This window comes from Agromyces bracchium, from assembly GCF_009709675.1.
GTDB lineage: Bacteria > Actinomycetota > Actinomycetes > Actinomycetales > Microbacteriaceae > Agromyces > Agromyces bracchium.
Map to the genome: position 1 here is coordinate 43585 of NZ_WMLB01000013.1, position 26306 is coordinate 69890.

Below are 26306 nucleotides of genomic sequence, written 5' to 3' on the forward strand. Positions count from 1 at the left end.
CGCATTCGTCCTCGCCGCGCAAGACCGAATCGGGTCGGCTGCCGACGGGGGGGACCGCGGCACCCCGCCGGCACGGTCGGGATACGACGGTAGGCGGCGATCCTGTGAGGACGACAGGGATTGCCTGTGCCGCCCCGATGGCCTACCCCGGCTGCGAGAATCGACCCATGCCCATCGATCCCTATTCGCCGCGGTTCGCGCGACAGCGCGTGCTCCCCGGCATGGGCGCGGCCGGCCAGCGGCGACTCGCCCAGGCCCACGTCGTCGTGCTCGGCGCGGGTGGCCTCGGCAGCGCCGTGATCCCGGCGCTCGCCGCAGCGGGCGTCGGGCGCCTCACGATCGTCGACGACGACGTGATCGAACCCACGAACCTGCACCGCCAGACGCTCCACCACGACGCCGACGTGGGCCGGGCGAAGGTCGCTTCCGCGACGGATGCCGCCCTGCTCCTCGCACCTGACGCGACCGTGCACGGGGTGCGCGCGCGGTTCGACGCCGGCGACGCCGACGACCTGCTCGCCGACGCCGACCTCGTGGTCGACGGCACCGACGACATCCTCACCCGGTACGTCGCCGACGACGCGGCCGCGCGCGCCGGGATCCCGCTCGTCTGGGGCTCGGCGGCGCGGTTCTCCGGCCAGGTCGGGGTGTCGTGGGAGGCGCGCGGCGTCTCGTACCGCGACCTCTTCCCAGAGCCCCCGGCCGACGCGGGCCTCAGTTGCGAGGTCGACGGCATCCTGCCCACCGTGTGCACCGTGACCGGCGGGCTCATGGCCGGCGAGGCGCTGAAGCTGCTCACCGGCATCGGCGAACCGATGCTCGGGCGCGCGGCCGTCTACGACGCGCTCACCGGGCGCACGCGCGAGATCGTGTACGCGCGGGCGGAGGGCGCGCCCGTCCGGGCCGAACCGCGGGTGTCCGCCGCATCGGCCCCGGTTGCGGCGCCGGCGACGGCTGCGGTGTCGGCTCCCGCGTCGGCGCATCCCGGCCGCGCGGCATCCGCCGTCGTCGGCGAGGTCGACGCCGTCGCGCTCGCGGCGGAACTCGCCTCCGACCGACCGCCGCTCCTGCTCGACGTGCGCGAACCGTGGGAGGCCGACCTGGTCGGGATCGCGGGTTCGACGCTGATCCCGTTGCACGAGCTCGGCGCCCGGACGGGCGAGCTCGACCCCGCGGTATCCGTCGTCGTGTACTGCCACCTCGGCGTGCGGTCGCGATTGGCGGCCGAGCACCTCGCGGCCGCAGGGTTCGCCGACGTGCGCAACCTCATCGGCGGCATCGACGCGTGGTCGGTCGCCGTGGACCCCGACCTGACGAGGTACTGATGACGCGGATCCCGTTCGACGAGCACGTCCGGTTCGCGCGATCCCTGCTCGCCCCGCTCGGCGCCCGGCCGACCGAGCGCGTCGCGGTGGGCGAGGCGCTCGGCCGCATCACGGCCTCGCCGGTCGAGTCGCCGATCGCGCTGCCGCCGTTCCGGAACTCGCAGATGGACGGGCTGGCGGTGCGGGCGGCGGATGTCGCGGCCGCTCCAGTCGAGCTGCCCGTCGTCGGCGAGTCCGCCGCGGCGCCCGGTGCGCCCGCGCCGCTCGCCGCGGGCACCGTCGTCCGGATCATGACCGGCGCGCCGGTGCCCGACGGCGCCGACGCGGTCGTTCCGGTCGAGGACACGGAGCCGGTCGACGGCGGCGGGTCGGTCCGCGTCCTCCGGGCGCGGGCCGCGGGCGAGTTCGTGCGCGAGGCCGGGTCCGACCTCGCGGCCGGCGACGACGTGCTTCCGCCCGGCATCCGCCTCGCGCCGCGCCACCTCGCCGCGGCCGCGGCCTCGGGACTCACCGAGCTGCTCGTCCGCGAGCGCGTGCGCGTCGCCGTGGTGAGCACGGGCAGCGAGCTCGTCGAGCCGGGCACGCCGCTCGGGCCCGGCGAGTTGCCCGATGCGAACGGGGTCGCGCTGCGTGCGGGCGTCGACGCGTGCGGCGCCGCCGTCGTGCACAGCGGGCGCGTGCGCGACGACGTGGCGGCGCTCCGCGCCGAACTCGATGCGGCCGTCGACGCGGGCGCCGAGCTCATCCTCACGAGCGGGGGCATCTCGAAGGGCGCCTACGAGGTCGTCCGCGAGTTCATCGAGCCGCTCGGCGCGTGGGTCGGCTCGGTGGCGATGCAGCCCGGCGGGCCGCAGGCGACGGGCGTCTACCGCGGCGTGCCGCTCATCGGGTTCCCCGGCAATCCGGTCAGCGCCCAACTCTCGTTCGCTCTGTTCGTCGCGCCGTCGCTCCGCGCGATCGCGGGCCTGCCGCCCGCGCGAACCGAGCGGATGCCGCTCGCCGAGGGCATCTCGTCCGTTCCCGGGAAGCGGCAGTTCCTGCGCGGCCGAGCGACCGACGCCGGCCGGGCCCTGCCCGTCGGCGGGCCGGGCTCGCACCTGGTCGCCGCGCTCGCGGCATCCGAGCTGCTCATCGTGATCCCCGAGGACGTCGCGGCGCTGGCGGCCGGCGACGAGGTCGATACCGTGGTCCTATGAGCGAGCTCACGCACCTCGACGACGACGGCCGCGCGCGGATGGTCGACGTCGGCGGCAAGCCCGTGACGCGTCGGGTCGCGATCGCCGAGGGCCGGCTCGACACGACCGCCCAGGTCGTCGGGCTCGTCCAGTCCGACGGGCTGAAGAAGGCCGACGTGCTGCCGACGGCGCGCATCGCCGGGATCTCGGCGGCCAAGCGTACGAGCGAGCTGATCCCGCTGGCCCACATCGTCCCGCTCGACGCGGTCTCGATCGACTTCGGCTTCGAGGAGGCCGCCGTCACGATCCGCGCGACGGCGTCGACCACCGGCCGCACGGGCGTCGAGATGGAGGCCCTCACGGCCGTCGCCGTCGCCGGGCTCACGCTGCACGACATGGTCAAGGCCGTCGACCCGGCGGCGGTGCTCGGCGGCATCCGTCTCGTCGAGAAGCGCGGTGGCAAGCGCGGCGTGTGGCGGGCGGATGGCGCCGGCGGCGAGGCATCGGCCGCGGGCCCCGAGACCGAGCAGTCGGCGACGGATGCCGCGGGCGCGCGCCGCGCGATCGTGCTCGTCGCCTCGACCCGCGCCGCCGCCGGGACCGCCGACGACACGACCGGTCCGGTGATCGCCGGATGGCTCGGCTCGCGCGGATTCGACGCGGCCGCGCCGCGCGTGGTCGCCGACGCCGACATCGCCGAGGCGCTCCGCGCCGCCGTCGACGAGCAGCCGGCCGTGGTCTTCACCACGGGCGGCACGGGCGTCAGCCCGACCGACCGGACGCCGGAGGCGACCCTCGCGGTCCTGGATCGCGAGCTGCCCGGCGTCGCCGAGGCGATCCGTGCGGCCGGGCGCGCGGCGACCCCGACGGCGGCGCTCAGCCGGGCGCTCGCCGGGGTGGCGGGCCGGACGATCGTGGTCAACCTGCCCGGCTCACGCGGCGGCGTCGCCGACGGGCTCGCCGTGCTCGACGAACTGCTGCCGCACCTCGTCGACCAGGTCGCCGGCGGCGACCACACCGGGCGCCCGATGGTCGGCGCCGTCGGCGACGAACCCGTCGGCGAGTCGGAGCGCATGGAGCACGGGGGAGCGCCGCATGCCTGATCCCGGAAGGGTCGCCCGCGGTGCGGACCCGGACGTCTACGCCATGGTCACCGACGCGCCCCTCGATCGCGCTGCCGTCGAGGCCTTCGTGCTCTCGCGACGAGACGGCGCGCTGGTCACCTTCGAGGGCGTGATCCGCGACCACGACCACGGTGAGACCGTCTCGGCCCTCGACTACTCCGCTCACCCCGACGCGGAACGGTTCCTGCGCGAGACGTGCATCGAGGTCGCCCGCGAGACCGGCCTCGCGGTCGCCGCGGCACACCGCGTCGGCGCGCTCGCGATCGGCGACGTCGCCCTCGTGGCATCCGTCGCCGCCCCCCACCGCGCCGAGGCGTTCGCCGCGTGCGCGCTGCTCGTCGACCGCATCAAGGAGCGCACCCCGATCTGGAAGCGGCAGCACCTCGCCGAGGGCACGAGCGAATGGGTGAACCTCTGACGCCTCGCGGCCGACGCTTGCGTCACTGACGGCCTCGGGGCACGATCGGGGCATGGCGACGGGCCTGCTCGAGCGCGCTCCGGAGATGGCAGGTCTCCGCGCCGCCGCGCGCGACGCGCGCGAGGGTCGGGGCCGGATCGTGCTCGTGCACGGCGAGGCCGGCATCGGCAAGTCGAGCCTCGTCGAGGCGCTGCGAGCGGACCCGCCCGCGGGGAGCCGAGTGCTCGTCGGGGCGTGCGATGCGATGAGCACGCCGCGCACGCTGGGCCCACTGCGCGACCTCGCGCCGGATGTGGGAGACGCGCTGCGGACCGCCTTGCGGGGCGGCGACCGCGAGGAGGTGCTCGGTGCCCTGCAGGACGAGCTCGACGCGCATCCGGGCACCGTGGTCGTGCTCGAGGACGTGCACTGGGCCGACGAGGCCACGCTCGACGTCATCCGGTTCCTCGGCCGCCGGATCGATCGCGTGCCCGCCGCACTGGTGCTCACCTACCGCGACGAACTCGATCGGGGTCATCCGCTCGGCACGCTCCTCGGCGACCTCGGGCACGGCGAGCGCGTCGAGCGACTGGCGCTCGAACGGCTCTCGGTCGGCGCGGTCGAGACGCTGACCGACGGCCGGCACATCCCGGTCGACCGGGTCTTCGAGCTCACCCGGGGCAATCCGTACTTCGTGAGCGAGATCATCGCCTCGGCCGACGCCGAGTCGGTCCCGCCGACGGTGGTCGATGCGGTCCTCGGCCGGCTGCGGCGGCTGGACGCTCGCGTCCAGGACGACCTCGAGCAGCTCGCGATCGTCCCATCGGCCGTGGACGGCGCGCTGCTCACGGCTCTCGTCCCGGGCGGCCCCGGCGCCCTCCGCGCGGCGGAGGAAGCCGGCCTGCTCAGCGTCAGGCCGGAGGGGGCCCAGTTCCGCCACGAGCTCACTCGGCGGGCGATCGTCGACGGCCTCCCGGCATCGCGCCGGATCGAATTGGAGGCCCGCGCCCTGGCCGCGCTGCTCGACGCGGGCGTCGACGACGCCGCCCGGATCGCGCACCACGCGGTCGAGGCCGGAGACGTCGACGCGATCGTGGAGTGGGCGCCACGGGCGGCGGCCGAGGCCGTGGCATCCGGCGCGCATCGCCAGGCGGTCGCGCACCTGCGCTCGGCGCTCGAGCACGCCGATCGCTTCCCGCCGGACCGATTGGTCGAGATCGTGGAGCGGTACGCGATCGAGTCGTACACGATCGGCGCGACCACCGAGGCATCCGATCGCCAGGTCGAGACCATCGCGCTTCGGCGGCGACTCGGCGACCCGGTCGCCCTGGGCGCGAGCCTGCGCTGGCAGTCCCGGTTCGACTGGCTGACCGGGCGCCGGGCGGGCGCCGAGGCCGCCGCCGCCGAGGCGTCCGCGGTGCTCGCCGAGGCGGGCGACCGCACGATGCTCGCGTTCGCGCTGAGCAACGAGGCGCAGCTCGCGCTGCTCGTCCACGACCTGGATCGCGCACGCGACCTCTCCGCGAAGGCCATCGCCATCGCACGCGAGACCGGCGACGCGGGCGTGCTCTCGCATGCGCTGAACAACCACGGCACCGCGATCGCCCAACTCGGCGACGACGCGGGACTCGCGGAGCTCGCCGAGGCGGCGGAGATCGCGATGGCCGTCGACGACGTCGAGAACGCCTCACGGGCCTACGTGAACCTCATCTGGGTGAGCCTCGACGAGTACCGGCTGGACCGCGCCAAGGAGTTGCTCCCGATCGCGCTCGAGGCCGCCGAGCGCTCGGAGTTCATCGCGATCGCGGCCTATCACCGGGTCGAGCAGTCGCGGCTCGAGCTCGCGAGGGCGCACTGGGACGCCGCCCTCGCGACCGTCGACGTCTCGGTGGACCTGCCGCACGCGCGCTGCGCCGCGATGACGGTCGCCGGGCTCGTGCACCTGCGTCGTGGCGACGACGGAGCTGATGAGGCGCTCGCCGAGGCGCAGGCGATCGCCGACCGCATCGGGGAGTTCCAGCGGCGCGGCCCGGTCGGGATCGCCCGGGTCGAGCAGGCGCTCCTCCGAGGCGACCTCGACACGGCCGGATCGCTCGCCTCGGAGCTGTACGCGGAGGCGATCGAGCGGCGGGCGCACGGGCTCGACATGGAGCTGGCGTACCTGCTCGGACGCGCCGGGCGGCCGGTCGCGGTGCCCGCCGCGGACCGGCATCCGTTCGCCCTGCAGGCGCGCGGCGATCCCCGGGCGTCCGCGGCCCTCTGGCGCGAGTTGGGCTGCCCGTACCACGAGGCCCGTGCGCTCGCCGAGAGCCCGGACGAGTCGGACCTCCTCGAGTCGCTCACGATCCTGGATCGGATCGGCGCCGAGCCGCTCGCCCGGCAGGTCCGGGCCGACCTGCGCGCGCGCGGCGTGCGGAGCATCCCGCGCGGGCCATCCGTCGGCACGCGGAGCAACCCGGAGGGCCTGACCGATCGCCAGGTCGACGTGCTGCGCCTCCTCGTCGAGGGGCTGACCAACGCCGAGATCGCCGGGCGACTCGTCGTCTCGGTGCGCACGGTCGACAGTCACGTGGCGGCGGTGCTCGGCAAGCTCGGCGTGGCCACGAGGCAGGAAGCAGCGCGGGTGGCGGAGGAACGCGGCATCCTCGACGTCGAAGCGGGCGACTCGGCTCGGTGACGCCGGGCGCGAGCCGGCGCCGGTGCGCGAGCCGGCATCGGTGCGCGAGCCGGCATCGGTGTGCGAGCCGACCTCGGTATCGGTAGCGACCGGTCCCGATATCGGTAGTCGTCGCCGATGACCGGGCCGGCGGTGGGCGGTGGACTGGGATCAGCTTCCCGCAGCGTCGGGAACCGATCCGAGGGGGACACCATGAACACGGCGATCGGCGCTACGCCGGCCATCCACACCGGGCTCGCCGGAACCCTGCGCCGACTGGTCGCCGCGGTTGCGGCGCGACGCGAGCGTCGCCGCGCCGCGCAACCGTCGGCGGCCGAACTCCATGCGCTTCGGCTCGAGGCGGCCCGGCTGCGAGACGACGCACGAACGTCGGCGCGCTTCTCGCACGTCCACTGAGCGCGACCGCGGCGGATGTCGCGGCTCAGCCGCCGGCGAACGGCGGGAGCACGTCGACCTGCGCGCCGATGCGCGTCTCGGGGTCGCGACGCACGACGCCGTCGACGAGGAACGAGCCGTTCGCGACCACGCGGGCCATCAGGGCGCCGTACCGGTCGACGAGCAGGTCGCGGAGCGTGCCGACCGTCGCCGCGTCGCTGTTCAGCTCCAGGCGCTCCTCCTCGGCCCCCGCGGCCTCGGCGGCCGCGGCGAAGTAGCGCACGAGCACGGTCGTCGTGCTCGTCGTGCCGGTCGTCGCCGTCGTCGCCGTCTCAGCCACCGATGCCTCCCATCGTCCGGAGCGGGCGGACGAAGTCGACGTCGTCGATCCCGTGCCCGGCCTTCTTCGCCCACATCGCCGCCCGCCACACGTCGGCGATCTCGTCGTCGCCCGCGCCCCCGCGGAGCAGGCCGCGCAGGTCGGTCTCGTCGTCGCCGAACAGGCACGAGCGCACGGACCCCTCCGCTGTGAGCCGGGTCCGGTCGCACGCCCCGCAGAACGGGCGCGTCACCGACGCGATGATGCCGACGGTCGCCGGGCCGCCGTCGACGAGCCACTCCTCGGCCGGCGCCGCCGGGTCCTCGCGGCCGACGGGCGTCAGCGCGAAGCGCGCACCGAGCACGCCGAGCAGTTCGTCGGCGTCGACCATGTTCTCGCGGCGCCACGCCTCGTCGGCGTCGAGCGGCATCTGCTCGATGAAGCGAAGTCGGCACCCGTGCTCGATCGCCCAGGCGAGCAGCTCGGGCGCATCATGCAGGGTCTGCTGCATGAGCACGGCGTTGACCTTCAGCGGCCCGAGGCCGGCGCGGTGCGCGCCCGCGATCCCGGCCAGCACGGCGGGGAGGCGGTCGCGCCTGGTCAGCCGGGCGAAGTGCTCGCGGTCGAGCGTGTCGAGCGAGACGTTGACGCGCGTGAGCCCCGCGTCGCGGAGCGCCTCTGCGCGCTTGTCGAGGCCGATGCCGTTCGTCGTGAGCGCGAGCGGCGTGCCGGGTGCGGCCTCGGCACTGCGGCGGATGATCTCGACGAGGTCGCCCCGCGTGAGGGGCTCGCCGCCGGTGAAGCGCACCTCGCGGACGCCGAGGTCGCGCACCGCGATGCCGACGAGCCGGCCGATTTCGTCGGCGGAGAGGAGTTCGTCGCGCGGGATGACGGGCAGGCCCTCGGCCGGCATGCAGTACGTGCAGCGCAGCGAGCACGCCGAGGTGATCGAGATGCGGAGGTCGTGCGCCACCCGGCCGAAGCGGTCGACGAGCCCCGGGACATCCGGCCTGCCCTCGATCGACGGCACGCCGCCGCCCCGGCGGACGGCCGGGATGCCGAGCGCGATGGCAGCCATGCACCAACCCTACGCACCGGATCGGCGGGCGGGGCCGGTGGGACGTTTCGTGAAGGTGACGAACCCGCCTACCCGGTGACATCCGCCCCTCGCCTCACTATCGTGAGACCGTCGGGGAGGGGGCGCCATGTCGTTCATCACCAGGGGATTCACCGGTCGCGGGCGTGAACGGGACGACCGACTACCGCCAGGACAGACGCTCGTCGGCGACTTCCCGGTGCTGTCGGCGGGCCCGACACCCGACATCGACACCGCCGACTGGGAGTTCACGATCCGCACCGAGTCGGGCGCGCAGCACTCGTGGAACTGGGACCAGTTGATGGCCCTGCCGATCGAAGACGTCACGACCGACATCCACTGCGTCACGCACTGGTCGAAGCTGGGCACCGGATGGCGCGGGGTCGCCCTCGACACGCTGTTCGAGGGCGTCGACACCGACTACGCGTACACGATGGCGCACAGCTACGGCGGCTACACGACGAATGTGCCGCTCGACGACCTGCTCGACGGCAAGGCGTGGATCGCGTTCGAGTTCGACGGCGAACCGCTCGACCCCGAGCACGGCGGCCCGGCCAGGCTGCTCGTGCCGCACCTCTACTTCTGGAAGAGCGCGAAGTGGGTACGCGGCCTCGTGATGATGGAGGACGACGAGCCCGGCTTCTGGGAGCAGAACGGGTACCACCTGCGGGGCGACCCGTGGAAGGAGGAGCGGTACTGGTGAGCGATTCGCCCACCGTGCCGACGGCGTCGGCCGTGCCGACGGCGCCGACCGTGCCGCGCGCGGGCTGGCACGTCGCGACCGTCTCTCGCACCAGGCGCGAGACGCCGAGCGCCGCCCGGCTCGAACTCGACGTCGACGGATGGCCCGGCAACGCGGCCGGGCAGCACCTCGACGTGCGGCTGACCGCCGAGGACGGTTACACGGCGACGCGGTCGTACTCGATCGCGTCGTCGGGCGACGGCTCGCGGGTCGTGCTCGCGGTCGACGAACTGCCCGACGGGGAGGTGTCGCCGTTCCTCGTCGAGGCGGTGCGCGCCGGGGACATGCTCGAGGTGCACGGGCCGCTCGGCGCGTTCTTCGTGTGGCGGCCGGAGGCGAACGGCGGCGCTGCGCGCCCGGTGCAGCTCATCGCGGGCGGGTCGGGCATCGTGCCGTTGTTCGCGATGGCGCAGGCGCATGCGAATGCCGACGATCCGACGCCGTTCCGGATGCTGTACGCGGTGCGCACGCCCGATGACGTGTACTTCGCCGACGAACTGGCGGCGCTCTCGGCGGCGCAGGCACCCTTCCGGCTCGATTTCGTCTACTCCCGGCGTGCGCCCGACGGCTGGTCGGCACCACCCGGCCGGATCACGCGCGAGCAGCTCGAGGCGGCGGTGATCCCGGCCGCCGATCGACCCGTCGTGTTCGTCTGCGGCTCGACGGGCTTCGTCGAGCGGGTCGCCTCATGGCTCATCGAGCTCGGGCACGACCCCCGAGACATCCGCACCGAGCGATTCGGAGGCACCTGATGACCGGCCACGTCGACGGCAACGCGATCGCCGGACCGCTCGCCGACTTCTTCTCGTTCGATGTCACGATGGCGACCGGCCGTTGTCGCGCATGCGGCACGGTCGCGGAGCTCGCCCGGGCGATGGTCTACATCAGCGGCGCGGGCACGGTCGTGCGGTGCTCGACGTGCGACCACGTGCTCGCGGTGCTCGTCGACACGGGCGAGCGGGCGTGGATCGACTTCGGCGGTGTGACCGCGATCGAGGTGCGCCGCTAGCTGGTGCTGCCGGTCGCGTCTTCGCCGGGCGAGGCCTTTAGCCGAACCGGGGCCGTCGCATCGTGAGGCCCGCGCTGTGCGCGTCGTTACGCGGCGGCTCGGAGGGGTTCGAGGGCGGCGAGTATGAGGTCGAGACCGAAGATGAACTCGTCCGCCGGGTCGAAGCCGGCCGTGACGAGCGCTCCGGCGGATTCCTTGAGGTGGGGGAACTCCTCAGGCGGGAGCTGGGGCAGGTAGACGTCCTCAGTGATGTCCGCGAACTCATCCACGGTGTCGAACGGCAGGCTGGCTTCCTGCAGGGCGAAACCGTAGACGTAGCTGTCGAGCAACCAGTTGGCGTGCGTCGCCATCGAGACCGTGAAGCCGGCCGTTCGCAGGCAGGCGAGGACCGCTTCGTGATGGCGGAGGTTCGCGGGTCCAGGTGAGGTCCGCGACTCCATCAGGCCGATCGCCCACGGATGGCGTGCGAGCACCTGTCGAGCGGATGCCGCCCGGCGTCGCATCTCCGACTGCCAGTCGGACCCTTCGCGGGGGAGCTCGATCTCGTCGAACACGACGTCGACCATCGCGTCCAGCAACTCCTCCTTGTTCGCCACGTAGTGGTAGAGCGACATCGCCCCCGCGCCGAGCGTGCGAGCGAGCTGGCGCATGCTCATCCCCTCGGCGCCCTCGCGGTCGGCCAGCCGGATCGCCTCGATCACCACCAGCTGCTTGCTCAGGGCCGCGCCTGAGGCGACCTGGCGATGTTCCCTCGCAGACACGGCTCTCCTCGCTCGAACGGCTTGACAATCGTACAGCGTACGAGCGATAGTACAGCGTACGACGTACGGTGTACGAACCAGCGGGAGTCATGCGGCCCGTTCGCTCGCACGCCCGGCCCGCCGCCGCTCCGGCGGACGGACCGCTCATCTCGAAAGGACGCACCGATGACCGACCGAACGAACACCCCGAACCCGCTCGACACCCCGCCCATCCCGGTGCAGGCCAAGCTCGCCGCCGCGTGGACGAGCTTCATGTTCCTCTACCTCTACGTGGACTACCTCCACCTGTACCGGCCCGGCACCATGGACGGCATCCTCGCGGGCGTCGTCTTCGAGTTCGACGTCAGCCCGCCGCTGCTGACCGCGTTCCTCGCGTTGGTCTCGATCCCGGCCCTGATGGTGATGCTCTCCATGACGCTCCCCGCCCGGCTGAACCGCGCCACGAACCTCGTCGTGGCATCGCTGTACATCCCCGTCACGGCGTTCAACGCGGTCGGCGAGACCTGGGACTGGGCCGCCTTCTACGGCCTCTCCATCGGACTCGAATTGCTGCTCCTGGCGTTCATCCTGCGCTCCGCCTGGATGTGGTCCCGTACCACTGCCGCCCCGGGGAGTCGGGCACGCCGCGATGTCGAAGCACCTCGCCCGACTGCATGACCTGAACATCGGTGGATACGATTCCGAGATGGAATCCGGGGTCGTGCTCGAGGAGACCGTGGCGTCCGATCCGCGCGTGCGTGAGCTCGTGGCGGAGCAGGAGGCCGAGGTGATGGCTCGCTACGACGAGACCGATCCAGGACCGGGCGCGTCGCCCGACAGTCCGGCCGTCGTGGTCATGGATCACGGCCGTCCGGTGGGGTGCGTTCTGGTGTCGCTCCACCGGGACTTCGCGGAGATCAAGCGGATGTTCGTCGCGCCGGCCGCGCGCGGCCGAGGGCTCAGCCGGTTGCTGCTCGAGCGAGCGGAAGTGATCGCTGCGGCCCGCGGCGTGCGGGTCCTGCGACTGGAGACCGGCCTGGCTCAACCCGAGGCGATGGCCCTGTACAGCCGCTCGGGCTATTCACCCATTCCCTGCTACGGCTACTGGAAGGACGACCCGGATGTGCGCTGCTACGAGAAGTCATTGACGCCCTGAGGCTTCCGACGAGCGGCCGACCCGAACGACCCCGTCGAACGGCTTGCGCGGTTCACTCTTCCACCTGGACCGAGATGGACGGGCTGCCCTCGGAATCGTCGATCAGATCACTGAACGCGATCAGGGAGAAAAGGAGAACTGAACCACCTTTCTCCCCATCCGAAGAGCCGATCCCTCAGCGCGATTGCGGTGCGAGCTTGACCGAAAGCCGAACGGAGCATCGATGGAGATCGTCATCGTCGTAGTCGGGATCGCTGTGGGCGGGCTCGCTCGGATCCTGACACCCCGGGACCGTCGGAACTCCCAGGGGTTGGATCACGCCGCGGACGCCTCGCACGCTGAGGCGACGATCGTTGCCTTCGCGCTCGGCGCGTGAGACCGTCGAGCGTGGATTCGTTCGTCGTGTGGAACAGCTTGGCCTTCGGAGGCGCTGCAGTCGCCGTGGCAGGGGTCGTGGCTCTGGCCATGTGGGTCCGTAGCCGCAAACGCCAGTCCTGACGGGATCCCTCACCGTATCTCCGAGCAACAACATCGCGGTGGGACACTGGTGGTCGTGACTGTCGAGTTCGAGTGCGAGACGCACGTGCCCGTCGGCGCGCGGGAGACATTCGATCGCTCTCGGAGCATCGACCTTCACATGGCGTCCATGTCCGCATCGCGCGAGCGCGCGATCGCCGGTGTCACGGCCGGACTGATCGGCGAAGGCGAAGAGGTCACCTGGCGGGCATGGCATTTCGGGGTGCCGATCAGCATGACCAGCCGCATCACCGCGATGACGGAACCGGAGTACTTCGTCGACGAGCAGGTGCGTGGCCCGTTTCGCTCGTTCCGGCACGTGCACGAATTCCGACCGGACGGGTCCGGCACGCTCATGATCGATCGCGTGAAGTTCGACGCACCACTCGGACTGCTCGGCACGATGGCGGAACTGGTGATCGGGCCCTACCTGCGACGTCTCATCGAGAAGCGCAACGCTCACATCGCGGCAACGGACTGATCGCTCAGGATCAGACACCGGTCACGGTGCGGAGTGGACAGGGGGCACTCATCGAGGCCCAGGTATGCCTTGTCGGTCCCGCGCCGAGACGGTCCCGCAGCGAAGTTGTCGTCACCATTTGCGGGTGCACGATCCCCAACACCCCGCCAATACTGACGACACCCCGCCCGCCAAGTGGAACGCTCGAGCGAAGGCATCGGCGCGCCGGTGCGACGGCATGACCGTGCCACACTGGCCGGATGTGGATCGCGTGGATCGAGTTCGATCTCCTGCTCGGCGACGTGCATTCGCTCAAGGAGAAGCGGAGCGTGCTCCGCCCGGTCATCGCCGAGCTGCGGCGCGCGACCGAGGCATCCGTCGCCGAAGTCGGCGAGCACGACCTGCATCGGCGCGGGGTCATCGGGCTGGGCGTGGTCGCCGGTGACGCCGGCCACGCGAACGATGTGCTCGACCGCGCCGAGCGGCTCGTCGCAGCGCGCCCGGAATTCACCCTCCTGTCCGCGCGACGCGGACTGCGGCGCAGCGACGACGACTGATCCGGTGGCGCCCCGCGCCGCCTCACCTGAGCGTCGACGCGACGCCGATCCACCAGACCGGGAACGCCAGCCACGCCAGGCCGCCGACCACTCCCGCGACGACGTAGAGCGTCGCCTGCACGCTCGATCCGGCTCCGGTCGCGTACCCGACCACGCCGAGGATCCCGCCCACCACGAGCGCGACGACCATGGCGACGGCGAGCGTCGCGATCCAGCCCGGAACGAGCCCCGCGTCCTGCGCGAGGCTCCCGGCGAAGGCCGCCCAGGCGAACGCCACGACCGTTGCGCCGAGCGACACGATCGCCTGCAGCTGCAGGCCCGCCACCCCGGCCAGCATGAACAGCGTGACGATCGCGATCGCCGCGGCGCCGACGCATGCGGCCACCGTGAGCGCCCACATCCACGGGCCGGCCGCGACGTACCTGGCGAGCAGCACCATCGCGACGATCCACGGCACGGCACCGATGACCGCCAGCCAGTCGTTCACCGGGCCGAGCCACGACCACCGCGACTGCGGCGTCGAGAACGGCGTCGCGAGCAGGAAGAACAGCGCGAGCGCGATCAACGCCGCGAGGCTGACGAACCCCTGCAGGCCGGCCCAGATGCGCACCTGCTCCGCATCGACGGCCCGCTCGATGGCGACCTCCATGATTCCCACCTCCGGTGAGACTCACCCGTGTCCATGCTCCTCCCGAAGCGGGCGCATGTCACGCCCACCGCGTGGGCGACGAGCGGATGCCGCGGCTCACGCCACGCGCACGCCGTCCTTCCACGTCTCCGCGACGAGCGGCACGCCGGGTCGGTACGCGAGGTGCACGTGGCTCGGCGCATCGAGCACGGCGAGGTCGGCACGGGAACCCGGGCGGAGCGCGCCGACGTCCGTGCGCCGCAGCGCGGCCGCACCGCCGGCGGTCGAAGCCCACACGGCCTCGGCCGGCGTCATGCCCATGTCGCGCACCGCGACCGCGACGCAGAACGGCATCGAACTCGTGAAGCTCGACCCGGGATTGCAGTCGCTCGCGAGCGCGACGGTCACGCCGGCGTCGATGAGTCGGCGCGCGTCGGGGTAGGGCTGGCGGGTCGAGAACTCGACGCCCGGCAGCAGGGTCGCGACGGTCGACGAGCCGGCGAGGGCCGCGACATCCGCGTCGGTGAGGTACGTGCAGTGGTCGACGGATGCCGCGTCGAGCTCGACGGCGAGCCGGACGCCCGGACCCTCGCCGAGCTGGTTGCCGTGCACGCGCACGCCGAGCCCGGCCGCACGGCCGGCCTCGAGCACGCGCCGCGACTGCGCCTCGGTGAACGCGCCGCGCTCGCAGAATGCATCGACCCAGCGGGAATGCGGCGCGCACGCCTCGAGCATCTCGCCGATGACCACGTCGACGTACGCGTCGGCGCCGGGCCCCTCGGGCTCGCGGAACTCGAACGGAACAACATGCGCGCCGAGGAATGTGACCTCGTCGGTCACCTCGGCCGCGAGCCGAGCCAGCCGAGCCTCGTCGGCCACGCTGAGCCCGTATCCCGTCTTGATCTCGAACGTCGTCGTGCCCTGGCGCCGCAGCTCGCCGACGAAACCGAGAAGACGCGCGCGCAGCTCGTCGTCGGTCGCCCGACGCGTGGCCGCGACGGTCGAGCGGATGCCGCCGGCTGAATATGCACGTCCGGCCATACGAGCCGCGAACTCCTCGGCGCGGTCGCCGCCGAACACGAGGTGCGTGTGGCTGTCGACGAAGCCTGGGATGACCGCCCGGCCGCCGAGGTCGACGACCTCGACGTCCGCGTCCCACGCGGTGCGATGCTCGTCGCCGTCGAGGCGGTCCTCGCGCTCGTGCCGGGCTTCGTCGGCGTGCGACGGCGCGTGCGCGGCAGGTCCGACCCACACGATGCGGCCCTCGTCCACGAGGACGGCCGCATCGTGGACGATGCCGAGCGGACCGCCGTCGCGTCCGTCGGCCGGGTCGTTGGTGACGAGCTCGCCGATGTTCGTCAGGAGCATCCGCCGCACCGCACCGCCGTCCGTCATGCGTCCATCATGGGCACGTTCAGGCCGCGCTCGCGAGCCACCTCGACGGCGCGGTCGTACCCCGCGTCGACGTGCCGCATGACGCCCGTGCCGGGGTCGTTGACCAGCACGCGCGCGATCTTCTCCGCGGCGAGGTCGGTGCCGTCGGCCACCACGACCTGGCCGGCGTGGATCGAGCGGCCGATCCCGACGCCGCCGCCGTGGTGGATCGACACCCAGGTCGCGCCCGACGCGGTGTTCAGCAGCGCGTTGAGCAGCGGCCAGTCGGCGATCGCGTCGGAGCCGTCGGCCATCGACTCGGTCTCGCGGTAGGGCGACGCCACCGAGCCGGAGTCGAGGTGGTCGCGGCCGATCACGATCGGCGCCGAGAGCTCGCCCGAGGCGACCATCTCGTTGAACTTCAGGCCCGCGAGGTGGCGTTCCTTGTAGCCGAGCCAGCAGATGCGCGCGGGCAGGCCCTCGAAGTGGACCTTCTCGCCGGCCTGCTCGATCCAGCGACGCAGGTGCGCATCCTCGGGGAACAGTTCGAGGATGGCGCGGTCGGTCGCCGCGATGTCGGCCGGGTCGCCCGAGAGCGCGGCCCAGCGGAACGGGCCCTTGCCCTCGGCGAAGAGCGGCCGGATGTAGGCCGGCACGAAGCCGGGGAAGTCGAACGCGTGCTCGTAGCCGCCGAGCTCGGCCTCACGGCGGATCGAGTTGCCGTAGTCGAAGACCTCGGCGCCGCGTGCCTGGAAGCCGACCATGGCCTCGACGTGCGCCGCCATCGACTTCCGTGAGAGCTCGGTGAACTCGTGCGGGTCGGATGCCGCGAGTGCGTGCCACTCCTCGAGCGACACGCCGATCGGCAGGTACGACAGCGGGTCGTGGGCGCTGGTCTGGTCGGTCACGATGTCGATCGCGACGCCGCGCTCGAGCAGCTCGGGGAAGACCGTGGCCGCGTTGCCGACGACGCCCACGCTGAGCGCGCGACCCTCGGCCTTCGCGGCGAGCACGCGCTCGACCGCGGCATCCAGCGACGGCGCGACCTCGTCGAGGTAGCCGTGCTCGACACGGCGGGTGAGGCGCGTTTCGTCGACATCGACGATGAGCACGGCACCGCCGTTCATCGTGACGGCGAGCGGCTGCGCGCCGCCCATCCCGCCGCAGCCGGCGGTGAGCGTGAGCGTGCCCGCGAGCGAGGCGTTCGCGATCTCGTCGGCGGAGGCGCCGCGCTTCGCGGCGAGCGAGCGGGCGACGGCGCCGAAGGTCTCGTACGTGCCCTGCAGGATGCCCTGCGTGCCGATGTAGATCCACGAGCCGGCGGTCATCTGGCCGTACATGGTGAGGCCGAGCTGCTCGAGGCGGCGGAACTCGGGCCACGTCGCCCAGTCGCCGACGAGGTTCGAGTTGGCGATGAGCACGCGGGGCGCCCACTCGTGCGTGCGGAAGACGCCGACCGGCTTGCCCGACTGCACGAGCAGCGTCTCGTCGGGCTCGAGCTCGCGCAGCGTGCGCGTGATCGCGTCGAACGCCTCCCAGCTGCGGGCGGCCTTGCCGGTGCCGCCGTAGACGATGAGGTCCTCCGGACGCTCGGCGACCTCGGGGTCGAGGTTGTTCATGAGCATGCGCAGCGGTGCCTCGGTCTGCCAGCTCTTCGCCGAGAGCTCGGTGCCGTGGGCGGCGCGGACGGTGCGGGGGCCGGCGACGGCGTCGGCCTCGGTGGGTGCGGCGGTGGTCATGTTCCGATCCCACACCCTCGCGAGGGCGTCGACAACGGATGCCGCGGGGCCGGCGTCCGGGATCCCGGACTCGCCGGCCGCCACGCCGAACCGCCACGCCGAACTGGGACGCCGAACATGCCGTGCGAGACGTCGCGGCGCCGCGGGCGACTCAGCCGAGACTGACGCCGCGTGCCGCCATGAACGGGATCGCGTCGGTCGCGACGCCGTCGAGCCGGACCTCGAAGTGGAGGTGGCAGCCCGTCGAGGCGCCCGTGCTGCCGACCGCGCCGATCAGCTCGCCCGCCGCCACGACCTGGCCCTGCTCGACGAGGATGCCGCCGTCGCGCAGGTGCGCGTAGCCCGTCGTGACGCCGTCGCCGTGATCGAGGAGGATCCAGTTGCCGTACGAGCCGTTCGCGCCGGCCTGGATCACGACGCCGTCGGTGGCGGCGAAGATCCCGGTGCCGCACTGCGCGGCGATGTCGGTGCCCCGGTGGAACTCGTTCACGCCGGGAAGCGGCTTGTCGGGCCGCGGGCCGAAGCCGTCGGTGAGCGATCCGAACACGGGCGAGGCCCAGCCCTGGTCGCTCAGCTGACCGCCGTCGATCGGGATGTTCGCGAACGTCGAGATCACGTCGGAGGCCGCGAGACGCGTCTGCGCACCGCTCAATGCGGCGCGGGCCGCAGCCACGACGCCCTCGGCGACGACCACGTCGTTCTCGAACTCGTCGATCGGGATGGCGTCGACCGCCTGCCACGCGGCCGCCGCGCGCTCCTCGGCGGCGTCGGCATCGGCGTCGCGACGCTCCGCGATCGCTCGGAGGCGATCGGAGTCGCCGGCGAGGCTCTGCACGCGCTCCATGCCGGCGAGGCCTGCCAGCAGGTCCTTGCCGGAGCCCATCGCGGCGGCCATCGACCGCATCGCCGCACCGTCGCCCTCGACGGCGTCGAGGTAGACGCTCGCCGCGGTCTCGGCCGTATGGCGGGCATCGGCGGCCTGCTCGTCGAGGCGTTCGGCGACCGCGCGCGCGACGGCGCGGGTGCTGCGCGCGGAGGCGAGCGCCGCCTCGGCGCTCCGGAGCTCCGTCATCGCCGAGGTGAGCTTCGTGCGCAGGCCGGCGAGCGCCGACGTCTGCGAGTCGGCCGTGCCGACGGTCGTGACCTGCACCATCTGCGCCACGGGGCCGTCGCCGACGAGGACGAACGGCGCCGAGACGCCGGGTGCGTACGGCGACGCGGTGGGTGACGGCGACGGGGTCGGCGTGGGCGTCGGGGTCGGCGTGGGCGTCGGGGTGGGAGTGGGTGTGGGAGTCGGCGTCGGATCCGGAGTGGGCGTCGGGGTCGGCGTCGGATCAGGCGTCGGCGTCGGCGTCGGCGTCGGGGTCGGGGTCGGCTCGGGCTCCGTCGTCGGCTCGGGATCGGTCGTCGGTTCGGGCGACGGCGCCGGCTCCTCGGTCGCCGGCGGATCGGTCGGCGCGGGATCGTCGGTCGCGTCGGCCGTCGAATCGGTGGTCGTGGCCGTGCCGTCGGCCTCGCTCGAGACCGAGGTCGTCGTGTCGAGCTCTTCCGCGCCGGCCGGCGCGATCGCGGACAGGCTGAACAGCAGGCCACCGGCGATGGCTGCGATCGCAGCGGTGCACCTCCGAGCGGGCCTCGCTCGGAACGGGTCTCGCTCGTCGACGTCTCGGGTTTGGAACATAGGGCTTCCTGGGCCGGCAACCGCGCCGGCACCCCCCAAGTCTGCCCTGTTCCGGGAACGCCGCACAAGGACCGGTCAGCCCTTGACGCTCCCCCGTTCGGGGCGCAGGATGTGCGCGCGTCAGACGAGCGCGGCGACCGCTCCCGCGCGATCGAGCACCGCGCCCGACCGGACCGCCTCGACGACGCGCTCGATCTCGGGCGAGAGGAAGCGGTCCTCGCCCGGAGTCGCACCGGTCGCGGCGACGAGATCGACGACCGCGCCGGTCGCGGCGCCGGGCTCCAGCGGCGCCCGGAGCGCGAGGCCGCGAGCGGCCGTCATGACCTCGATCGCGACGACGCGGGTGAGGCCGTCGAGCGCGCGCCGGAGCTTGCGCGCGGCCGCCCAGCCCATCGACACGTGGTCCTCCTGCATGGCCGACGACGGGATCGAGTCGACCGACGCGGGGGCCGCGAGGCGCTTGAGTTCGGAGACGATCCCGGCGGCGGTGTACTGCGCGATCATGAGCCCGGAGTCGACGCCGACCTCGTGCGCGAGGAACGGCGGCAGCCCGTGGTTGCGTGCCTTGTCGAGGAATCGGTCGGTGCGGCGCTCGCTCATCGAGGCGACATCCGCCACCGCGATCGCGAGGAAGTCGAGCACGTACGCGACGGGCGCGCCGTGGAAATTGCCGTTCGACTCGACACGCCCGTCGGGCGTGAGCACCGGGTTGTCGACCGCGCTCGCGAGCTCGGCCTCGGCGACGGATGCCGCGTGCGCGACCGTGTCGCGCGCGGCGCCGTGCACCTGCGGCGCGCAGCGCAGCGAATAGGCGTCCTGCACGCGCGCGCACTCCGGACCCTTGTGGCTCGCGACGATGGGGGAGCCCGCGAGGACGTTACGGATGTTGGCGGCCGAGAGGGCCTGGCCGCGCTGCGGCCGGAGCGCGTGCAGGTCGGCCGCGAAGACGGCGTCGGTGCCCATCAGGCCCTCGACGCTCATCGCCGCGGCGACGTCGGCGGTGGCGAGCAGCATCCGCAGGTCGTGGATCGCGAGCGCGAGCATGCCGAGCATGCCGTCGGTGCCGTTGATGAGGGCGAGGCCCTCCTTCTCGCCGAGGTGGAGCGGCGCGATGCCGGCGGCGGCGAGGGCCGAGGCGGCATCCGTGATCTCCGTGGTGTCCGGAAGGGAGGTCTCGATACGCTCCTGCGTCGCTACTCGACCGACGGGAACGCGCACGCGGACCTCGCCCTCGCCCATGGCGACGAGCGCGCAGTGCGCGAGCGGTGCGAGGTCGCCGGAGCAGCCGAGCGACCCGTACTCGCGCACGACCGGGGTGATGCCCGCGTTGAGGATCGCGGCGTAGGTCTCGGCGGTCTCGCGGCGCACGCCCGTGCGGCCGGTCATGAGCGTCGAGAGGCGCAGCAGCATGAGCGCGCGCACGACCTCGCGCTCGACCTCGGGGCCCGAGCCGGCGGCGTGCGAGCGGACGAGGCTCGCCTGCAGCTGCGCTCGGCGGTCCTCGGCGATGAAGGTCGTGGCGAGCGCGCCGAAGCCCGTCGAGATGCCGTAGTGCGGCTGCGGGTCGGCGGCCAGGTCGTCGATGATCGCGCGGCTCGCGGCGACCTCGGCGAGCGCGGCCGGGTCGAGCTCGACGCGTGCGTCGTGGCGCGCGACCGCGACGACGTCGTCGATCGAGAGCGGGCCGGTGCCGACGGTGACGGATGCCGCGGTGCGGGCGGGTGCGGGCGCGATCGTGCTCATACGTCCGATTCCACACCGTTCCCGCGCGCGTCGGAACGCGGCGGAGTACGCTGCCGTCCGGGATACCGGACGAAGGGGAGCGCATGTCGGATGCATCCAAGGTGCCCGCGGCCGACCAGGTGCTGCGGATCCTCAGCCACCTCGCGACCCAGCGCGGCCCCGTGCCCGCCGCCTCGATCGCGACCGCGCTCGGGCTCCCCCGCTCGACCACGTACCACCTGCTCGGCGTGCTCCAGGAGCGGGGCTTCGTCGTGCACCTGCCGGAGGAGCGCCGATACGGCCTCGGCGTCGCCGCCTTCGAGCTCTCGAGCGGGTTCAGCCGGCAGCAGCCGCTGACGCGGCTCGGCCGACCGCTCGTTGCGGCGCTCGTCGACCGACTCGGCGAGTCGGGTCACCTCGCCGTGCTGCACGGCCGCGACGTGCTCTACCTCGTGGAGGAGCGCGCTCCGCGGCGCCCGTCGCTCGTCTCCGACGTCGGCGTGCGCCTGCCCGCGCACCTCACCGCCTCGGGCCGGGCGATGCTGCAGGCCCTGCCGCCCGCGCAGCTGCGCGCGCTCTACCCCGACCGGGCCGCGTTCGCCGACCTGCCCTCGACGACGGATGCCGCGCCCTGGACGTACTCGCGCCTGAAGGCCGTGCTCGCCGAGGCACGCGCCGCGGGCGTCGCGGGCGAGCACGGCGAGGTCACGCGCGGGCTCGCCTCCGTCGGCGCACCCGTGCTCGACCACCTCGGCTGGCCGGCCGCGGCGATCGCGGTCACGTTCGCCGAGGGAGCCTCCGACGAGCTCGTGGACGCGGCGAGCGGCGCCGTGATCGACGCCGCCGCGACGCTCTCACGCCGGATCGGCGCGCGCTGAGCCGACGGCCCGCCGAACCCGGCTGCAGGCCGCGGAGCGCGGCCACGCGCGGGGTCGCCCGGTCGCTCACCCCGCCCGCGACGGTGCCAGCCAGCCCCGGAGCATCCGCGTCACCCACGGCAGCACCCAGTACGTCATGATCGGCGTCAGGACGAGGGTCGTGATGAGCACCCGCAGTGCGAGCGGCACGTCCTCCCACCACGGCGCGAGCGCGACGAGCAGCGAGAACACCAGGTTCACCGGGAAGAACCCGAGCCAGATGCTGACGGCCTGCTTCCAGCGCGGGGGAGCGGGCGGGAGCGCGGCATCCGCCGGCCCCGCGTCATCCGTGACCGCCGGCACCGAGCCCGTCGCCGGATCGTCGAACCAGCCCTCGATGCCGGTGCGCCGCTTGGCCTTCTCGGCGCGCACGAACCCGCGGCCCATCTCGAGCCACCACGAGCGCTCGGGCGATCGCTCCCAGGCCTCGAGCGTCTCCTCGTTCGCGAAGCGGTAGAGCATGTGCCACACATCGGAGTCCTCGCCGGCGCGCACCCAGCCCGACCCGAGGAAGCCGGGGTAGCGGTTGGCGAGGTTCACGCCGGTCTGCACCCAGACCGTCGCCTCCGCGATGCGGTCGGGGTCGACCTCGCGGCGGATCGACACGGTGATCGGTTCGGTGCCCATGCGTCCATCACAGCGCATGCACGTGTCGGGCGCATTGCGCCGGCGGGATGGTGCCGGGTGGGCCGACGCGTGGCGGGTCGGTGGTGGGCGGGTCGGTGCTCGACGGCCCGGCGCGGACGTCAGCCGAGGTGCGCGTGCAGGAAGGCGGCGACCCGCTCGCGCAGGCCCTCGTCGAGGATGCCGATCGAGTGCGCCTCGCCCGGCACGACCGCGAGCTCGACCTCGACGGCCGACGCGCCGAGCGTGTCCGCCAACCGCTGCGACTGCGCGAGCGGGACGACCTCGGACTCGGCGTGCCCGATGAAGAACGGGGGATCGGTCGGATCGACGTGCGCGGTCGCCGACGCGTCGATCGCCTGCGGGCACGCCTCGTCGGCGGCGCCGGGCTCGCAGGCGAGGAACTCGCCGACGATGCCGCGCAGCCACTCGGACGCGGCATCCGCATCGAGCTCGGGCAGGCCGAGCCCCACCGGGCCGGACAGCTCGGCGACCGCAGCGACCCGCGAGCCCGCGTCGAGCGACCCTTCGCCGAGCGTGCCGAGCAGCGACACGAGGTGCCCGCCGGCCGAGCCGCCGAACGCGCCGATGCGAGCGGGGTCGATGCCGAACCGTTCGAGCTGCGCGGGTTCGCGCAGCCACGCGACCGCGGCCGCGACGTCGTCGATCTGCGCCGGGTAGACCGCGTCGGGCACGAGCCGGTAGTTGACGGATGCCGCGACGAATCCCTCGCTCGCGAGCCACAGGCACACGTTCCGCCAGTCGGCGTTCGCCTTGTCGCCGCGCGCCCAGCTGCCGCCGTGCACCGAGACGACCGCTGCCTTGGTGCCGGCGATGGCGGATGCCGCGGGGCGGCACACGTCGAGCGTCAGGATCGTGCCGTCGTCGGCGACGGCGTACTCGAGGTCGGCGTCGACGCGGAGGTCGGCGGACGGTTCGAAGGTGCGGATGCCGATGATCTCGTTGCCCGCGACCTCGCTCGACGCCTGCCGCGCATTCGGGTCCAGCTCGCGCAGTGGCTGGTGGAACGCGGAGGCGACGGCGGCGACCGCGAGCGCTGCGCTCACGGCGAGGGCGATCCGCACGGGCCGGCGACGCCGGCCGCGGCGGAGGCCGGAGAGTCGGGTCATGGGTGGGGGCTCCGGGTCCAGGGGTGAGGTGATGCTACCCCAGGATCGGCGGACGGCCGACACCGGACCGGGCGGTGTCGACGTCCGTCACTCCGCCGGGCGACCCGTCTCGGGGTCGACGACGACCGACGCGTTCTCGTACGGCGCGTCGAGGAGCACGAGGACCTGCACCGGGCGCTCGCCCGAGTCATCCGCCACCGTCGAGCGGTCGACCAGCACGATCACCGAGTCGGGGTCGCTGATGCCCGCATCCTCCTTCGCGGCCTCGATGAACTCGGGCACGCGGGAGAAGTCGACCTGGTCGACGTCGAACAGTTCGGCGGCCGGGTCGTCGGGCTGGATCGGGTCGGGGCCGCCGTGCTCGGTGCGGTCGTAGCGGTACTCGTAGCCGTCGATCGTGAGCGCGCCGGGCGCGCTCGGCGCGGACGCGAGGGCGTAGTCGCCGTAGAAGCCGATCCGGATGAACACCGTGCCGCCGGTCTCGCGCGCGAGGGCCTCGACGATCTCCTGGTGGCGGTCGCCGAGCACGACGCCGGCCGAGGCAGGATCGCCGGAGGCCAGCGCGCGGCTGAGGCGACCGATCGAGTCGAACGCCGGCACGAGCACGAGGACCGCCGTGACGACGACGACGGCCCCCAGGAACGCCGTGCGCCAGGCGCGTCGGCCTGATCGAGCACGCTGCGGCCCGGGCGCTCGCGGGTCGCTCGTCCAGCGCGGTGCCTCGGAGGCGAGCGGGACCGTGCGTTCCGCGCCGCTGCGCAGCTGCTCGGCGTCGCGTCGGGCGGCCAGGTCGGCGGGCGGGTCGAGGTCGAGCACGACGTCGGCCGACGCGGCATCCGGCCTGCGCACGACGATGATCGAACCCGGCTGCAGTTCGTCGAGTGCCGCCTGGGCGACGAATTCGCGATGGGTCGTCGAGTACGCGGCGCGGTCGTCGGGCGCGACCGTCAGCGTCAGGTCGACCTCGGTGCGGTCGCCCGTGGGGGCCCCCGCGCGGTGCACGCGCTCGACGCGGGCGAGCGCGGCGTCGCCGACGACGGCGGGGGAGCCGGCAGCGACCGACGCCGCCCGCGCCGGATCGAACGCACCCGCGCTGCGGAGCCCCGCGAAGACCGCGGCGACGATCGCCACGGGAAGGGCCAGCGACCACAGGATGATGTAGATCGGATCGCCCGTCGCGATCGCGCCCAGCACGCCGCCGGCGGTGACGCCCGCGGCGACGGCGGCGAGGAGCGCGAGCATGCGTGACCTCCGGTTCGGTGGTCCGATCAGCATGCCCGGTCGGGGCGTCGTCGCGCACCCACCCGATCGGAGGGCAGCGGGGGCGAGCGGCGTGCGCCGCCTGCCGTGCCTACTCGCCGACGGCGAGCGGGCGATCGTCGAACGGCTCTGCGCCGAAGCCGACGAGCGGCTCGGCGCCGAAGCCGACGAGCGACTTCGCCATGCAGATGCTCGCCGGCACGCCCACGTAGCGACCGAACGGCTCCACTCGACGGAACCCGTGCTTGGCGTAGAGCGCCTGGGCGGGAAGGTGCTGGGTGCCGGTCTGCAGGACCAGTTCGCGGATGCCTCGTGCGCAGGCATCCGTCTCGACCCGATGCAGCAGCAGGCCCGCGATGCCGGTGCCGCGCGCCGGCTCGTCGACGAACATGCGGACGATCTCGGCGCGCCCCTGACCGTGCGCGCCGTCGTCGATGAGCGCGATCATGCCGACCGCGGTGCCGTCGTCGGTGCGGGCGACGTAGACGCTCACGCCGGGTCGGGCGAGCTCCGCCGCCTCGAGCTGCACGCACCCGCCGCCGGCGGGGTAGAGCGCACGCGAGTATGCGGATCCGGCCTCGAGCAGGCGCGAGACTCCGGCCGCGTGCGGCGGCTCGACGGAGATCGACGGCGGTGTGGTCACGACGAGAGCGTACGTCAGTCGCGTTACCGCTCCGTTACGTTCCCGCGGCGGAATGGGACGTGCGGCGTATTCACAGGGGGGTGTCCGGTATCGTTGGGAGGTCGGTTCCAGACACCGTGCATGTCGCACGGATGGGTTTGTGAGTCTTGAGGGCCGGTTCCACGCGCAGTCCGCGCGCGGATAGTCACCGTATGTGAACGGCCCCGGTCGACGATGCTCCCGGGTTCCCAGTCGTGCCGCGCGATCGCGCGGCCGGTTGCCATGTACACGCAACCACAACCCAGGAAAGCTCCGATGCCCAAGAACAAGAAGCCCGCCGGCGGTCGCCCCGCCAAGAACTTCGACCCGTCGTACGCCAAGAGCTCGCGCCGCAGCGCCACGCGCGCCGGTGGCGCGCAGAAGCCCGGCTCGCGCAGCCCCGGCCACCGCGGCTACCGCCCCGAGGAGGCGGAGGCCCCCAAGGCGCGCTGGTCGCGCGAGGAGCGCGTGGCCAACGGTCGCGCGCCGCACCGCGCGGAGCGCGCCGGACGCGATGAGCGCGGCGGCCGCGATGAGCGGGGTGGCCGTGACGAGCGCGGTGCGCGTTCGTACGGCCGCGACGACCGCGGATCGCGTCGCTTCGACCGCGACGAGCGTCCTGCGCGTTCGTTCGATCGCGACGACCGCGGGTCGCGCCGGTTCGACCGTGACGAGCGTGCGCCGCGCCGCTTCGATCGTGACGAGCGTGCCGCGCGTTCGTTCGACCGTGACGACCGTGCGCCGCGTCGGTTCGACCGCGCTGAGCGTCCTGCGCGCTCGTTCGACCGTGACGACCGTGCGCCGCGTCGGTCCGACCGTGCTGAGCGTCCCGCCCGCTCGTTCGACCGCGATGACCGCGCCCCCCGCCGGTTCGACCGCGATGACCGCGCCCCCCGCCGGTT

General features: G+C 73.3%; 27 protein-coding genes and 1 pseudogene. 16 read left to right on the forward strand and 12 right to left on the reverse strand.

Translation table 11 applies throughout. The annotated features are described in order from the left end of the window. The first annotated feature begins 167 nt into the window (after positions 1–167). From GJ743_RS04440 to GJ743_RS04465, 6 genes are all read left to right on the forward strand, one after another. A complete protein-coding gene (locus GJ743_RS04440) occupies positions 168–1325 on the forward strand; it encodes a ThiF family adenylyltransferase (protein ID WP_196216916.1) in 1158 nt (385 codons plus the stop codon). Next, complete coding sequence (locus GJ743_RS04445) at positions 1325–2521, forward strand: molybdopterin molybdotransferase MoeA (protein ID WP_155050729.1); 1197 nt, start codon at positions 1325–1327, stop codon at positions 2519–2521. The genes GJ743_RS04440 and GJ743_RS04445 overlap by 1 nt, the downstream gene beginning before the upstream one ends. Continuing rightward, complete coding sequence (gene moaCB, locus GJ743_RS04450) at positions 2518–3603, forward strand: bifunctional molybdenum cofactor biosynthesis protein MoaC/MoaB (RefSeq protein ID WP_155050730.1); 1086 nt, start codon at positions 2518–2520, stop codon at positions 3601–3603. Before GJ743_RS04445 ends, moaCB begins: the two co-directional genes overlap by 4 nt. Then, a complete protein-coding gene (locus GJ743_RS04455) occupies positions 3596–4042 on the forward strand; it encodes a molybdenum cofactor biosynthesis protein MoaE (RefSeq protein ID WP_155050731.1) in 447 nt (148 codons plus the stop codon). The genes moaCB and GJ743_RS04455 overlap by 8 nt, the downstream gene beginning before the upstream one ends. A gap of 52 nt (positions 4043–4094) precedes the next feature. Continuing rightward, on the forward strand, positions 4095–6698 hold the full coding sequence (locus GJ743_RS04460) for an ATP-binding protein (protein ID WP_155050732.1): 2604 nt from the start codon (positions 4095–4097) through the stop codon (positions 6696–6698). A gap of 192 nt (positions 6699–6890) precedes the next feature. After that, on the forward strand, positions 6891–7094 hold the full coding sequence (locus GJ743_RS04465) for a hypothetical protein (protein WP_155050733.1): 204 nt from the start codon (positions 6891–6893) through the stop codon (positions 7092–7094). 25 nt (positions 7095–7119) lie between these two features. On the opposite strand, the gene GJ743_RS04470 is transcribed toward GJ743_RS04465, so the two are convergent. Together GJ743_RS04470 and moaA are read right to left on the reverse strand one after the other, a co-directional pair. Beyond that, complete coding sequence (locus GJ743_RS04470) at positions 7120–7413, reverse strand: MoaD/ThiS family protein (RefSeq protein ID WP_328288783.1); 294 nt, start codon at positions 7411–7413, stop codon at positions 7120–7122. Continuing rightward, positions 7406–8470: a GTP 3',8-cyclase MoaA gene (gene moaA / locus GJ743_RS04475; protein WP_155050734.1), complete on the reverse strand. Its 1065-nt coding sequence runs from the start codon at positions 8468–8470 to the stop codon at positions 7406–7408. Before moaA ends, GJ743_RS04470 begins: the two co-directional genes overlap by 8 nt. 127 nt (positions 8471–8597) lie before the next feature. On the opposite strand from moaA, the gene GJ743_RS04480 reads away from it, so the two are divergent. Genes GJ743_RS04480 through GJ743_RS04490 form a run of 3 tightly spaced genes read left to right on the forward strand, consistent with a single transcriptional unit; the run spans position 8598 to position 10239 of the window. Continuing rightward, positions 8598–9191, forward strand: a complete 594-nt coding sequence (locus tag GJ743_RS04480; protein ID WP_155050735.1) for a sulfite oxidase-like oxidoreductase — start codon at positions 8598–8600, stop codon at positions 9189–9191. Continuing rightward, the gene (locus GJ743_RS04485) at positions 9188–9982 is read left to right on the forward strand and encodes a ferredoxin reductase (RefSeq protein WP_328288784.1); all 795 of its coding nucleotides are present in this window, start codon (positions 9188–9190) and stop codon (positions 9980–9982) included. The genes GJ743_RS04480 and GJ743_RS04485 overlap by 4 nt, the downstream gene beginning before the upstream one ends. Beyond that, positions 9982–10239 (forward strand): DUF6510 family protein, encoded by a 258-nt coding sequence (locus tag GJ743_RS04490; protein WP_155050736.1) that lies wholly within the window; start codon positions 9982–9984, stop codon positions 10237–10239. Before GJ743_RS04485 ends, GJ743_RS04490 begins: the two co-directional genes overlap by 1 nt. Before the next feature lie 86 nt (positions 10240–10325). Here the strand turns inward: GJ743_RS04490 and GJ743_RS04495 are convergent, their stop codons facing one another. After that, the gene (locus GJ743_RS04495; protein ID WP_328288785.1) at positions 10326–11000 is read right to left on the reverse strand and encodes a TetR/AcrR family transcriptional regulator; all 675 of its coding nucleotides are present in this window, start codon (positions 10998–11000) and stop codon (positions 10326–10328) included. 165 nt (positions 11001–11165) lie between these two features. Between GJ743_RS04495 and GJ743_RS04500 the strand changes: the two genes are divergently transcribed. From GJ743_RS04500 to GJ743_RS04520, 5 genes are all read left to right on the forward strand, one after another. Continuing rightward, positions 11166–11657, forward strand: coding sequence for a DUF6326 family protein (locus GJ743_RS04500; RefSeq protein WP_155050738.1), 492 nt, complete (start codon positions 11166–11168; stop codon positions 11655–11657). 28 nt (positions 11658–11685) lie between these two features. Beyond that, entirely contained in the window at positions 11686–12135 is a 450-nt protein-coding gene (locus GJ743_RS04505) for a GNAT family N-acetyltransferase (protein WP_155050739.1), read from the forward strand. Between the two features lie 223 nt (positions 12136–12358). Next, positions 12359–12511 (forward strand): hypothetical protein, encoded by a 153-nt coding sequence (locus GJ743_RS04510; protein ID WP_155050740.1) that lies wholly within the window; start codon positions 12359–12361, stop codon positions 12509–12511. Between the two features lie 270 nt (positions 12512–12781). Beyond that, positions 12782–13132 carry an SRPBCC family protein gene (locus GJ743_RS04515; RefSeq protein ID WP_328288786.1) on the forward strand — a complete coding sequence of 117 codons (351 nt, stop codon included), beginning with the start codon at positions 12782–12784 and terminating at the stop codon, positions 13130–13132. Positions 13133–13371: 239 nt separating this feature from the next. Continuing rightward, positions 13372–13668 carry a DUF503 domain-containing protein gene (locus GJ743_RS04520; RefSeq protein ID WP_155050742.1) on the forward strand — a complete coding sequence of 99 codons (297 nt, stop codon included), beginning with the start codon at positions 13372–13374 and terminating at the stop codon, positions 13666–13668. Positions 13669–13690: 22 nt separating this feature from the next. Here the strand turns inward: GJ743_RS04520 and GJ743_RS04525 are convergent, their stop codons facing one another. From GJ743_RS04525 to hutH, 5 genes are all read right to left on the reverse strand, one after another. Then, on the reverse strand, positions 13691–14317 hold the full coding sequence (locus tag GJ743_RS04525; RefSeq protein ID WP_155050743.1) for a hypothetical protein: 627 nt from the start codon (positions 14315–14317) through the stop codon (positions 13691–13693). 96 nt (positions 14318–14413) lie between these two features. Then, positions 14414–15691 carry an imidazolonepropionase gene (hutI, locus tag GJ743_RS04530; protein WP_155050744.1) on the reverse strand — a complete coding sequence of 426 codons (1278 nt, stop codon included), beginning with the start codon at positions 15689–15691 and terminating at the stop codon, positions 14414–14416. Further along, positions 15688–17409 (reverse strand): urocanate hydratase, encoded by a 1722-nt coding sequence (gene hutU, locus GJ743_RS04535; protein ID WP_155050745.1) that lies wholly within the window; start codon positions 17407–17409, stop codon positions 15688–15690. Before hutU ends, hutI begins: the two co-directional genes overlap by 4 nt. A 151-nt stretch (positions 17410–17560) precedes the next feature. Continuing rightward, positions 17561–19090 carry a M23 family metallopeptidase gene (locus tag GJ743_RS04540; RefSeq protein WP_155050746.1) on the reverse strand — a complete coding sequence of 510 codons (1530 nt, stop codon included), beginning with the start codon at positions 19088–19090 and terminating at the stop codon, positions 17561–17563. Positions 19091–19210: 120 nt separating this feature from the next. Next, the gene (gene hutH / locus GJ743_RS04545; RefSeq protein WP_155050747.1) at positions 19211–20833 is read right to left on the reverse strand and encodes a histidine ammonia-lyase; all 1623 of its coding nucleotides are present in this window, start codon (positions 20831–20833) and stop codon (positions 19211–19213) included. Positions 20834–20916: 83 nt separating this feature from the next. On the opposite strand from hutH, the gene GJ743_RS04550 reads away from it, so the two are divergent. Further along, a complete protein-coding gene (locus tag GJ743_RS04550) occupies positions 20917–21690 on the forward strand; it encodes an IclR family transcriptional regulator (protein ID WP_155050748.1) in 774 nt (257 codons plus the stop codon). Positions 21691–21756: 66 nt separating this feature from the next. Here the strand turns inward: GJ743_RS04550 and GJ743_RS04555 are convergent, their stop codons facing one another. From GJ743_RS04555 to GJ743_RS19910, 4 genes are all read right to left on the reverse strand, one after another. After that, positions 21757–22356 (reverse strand): antibiotic biosynthesis monooxygenase, encoded by a 600-nt coding sequence (locus tag GJ743_RS04555; protein WP_155050749.1) that lies wholly within the window; start codon positions 22354–22356, stop codon positions 21757–21759. 119 nt (positions 22357–22475) lie between these two features. Then, positions 22476–23483, reverse strand: a complete 1008-nt coding sequence (locus tag GJ743_RS04560) for an alpha/beta hydrolase (protein WP_155050750.1) — start codon at positions 23481–23483, stop codon at positions 22476–22478. Positions 23484–23570: 87 nt separating this feature from the next. Then, on the reverse strand, positions 23571–24725 hold the full coding sequence (locus GJ743_RS04565; RefSeq protein WP_155050751.1) for a hypothetical protein: 1155 nt from the start codon (positions 24723–24725) through the stop codon (positions 23571–23573). Between the two features lie 109 nt (positions 24726–24834). After that, complete coding sequence (locus GJ743_RS19910) at positions 24835–25386, reverse strand: GNAT family N-acetyltransferase (RefSeq protein WP_155050752.1); 552 nt, start codon at positions 25384–25386, stop codon at positions 24835–24837. Positions 25387–25680: 294 nt separating this feature from the next. Between GJ743_RS19910 and GJ743_RS19185 the strand changes: the two are divergent. Further along, a pseudogene (locus tag GJ743_RS19185) lies at positions 25681–26306 on the forward strand (DEAD/DEAH box helicase); the annotation flags it as partial.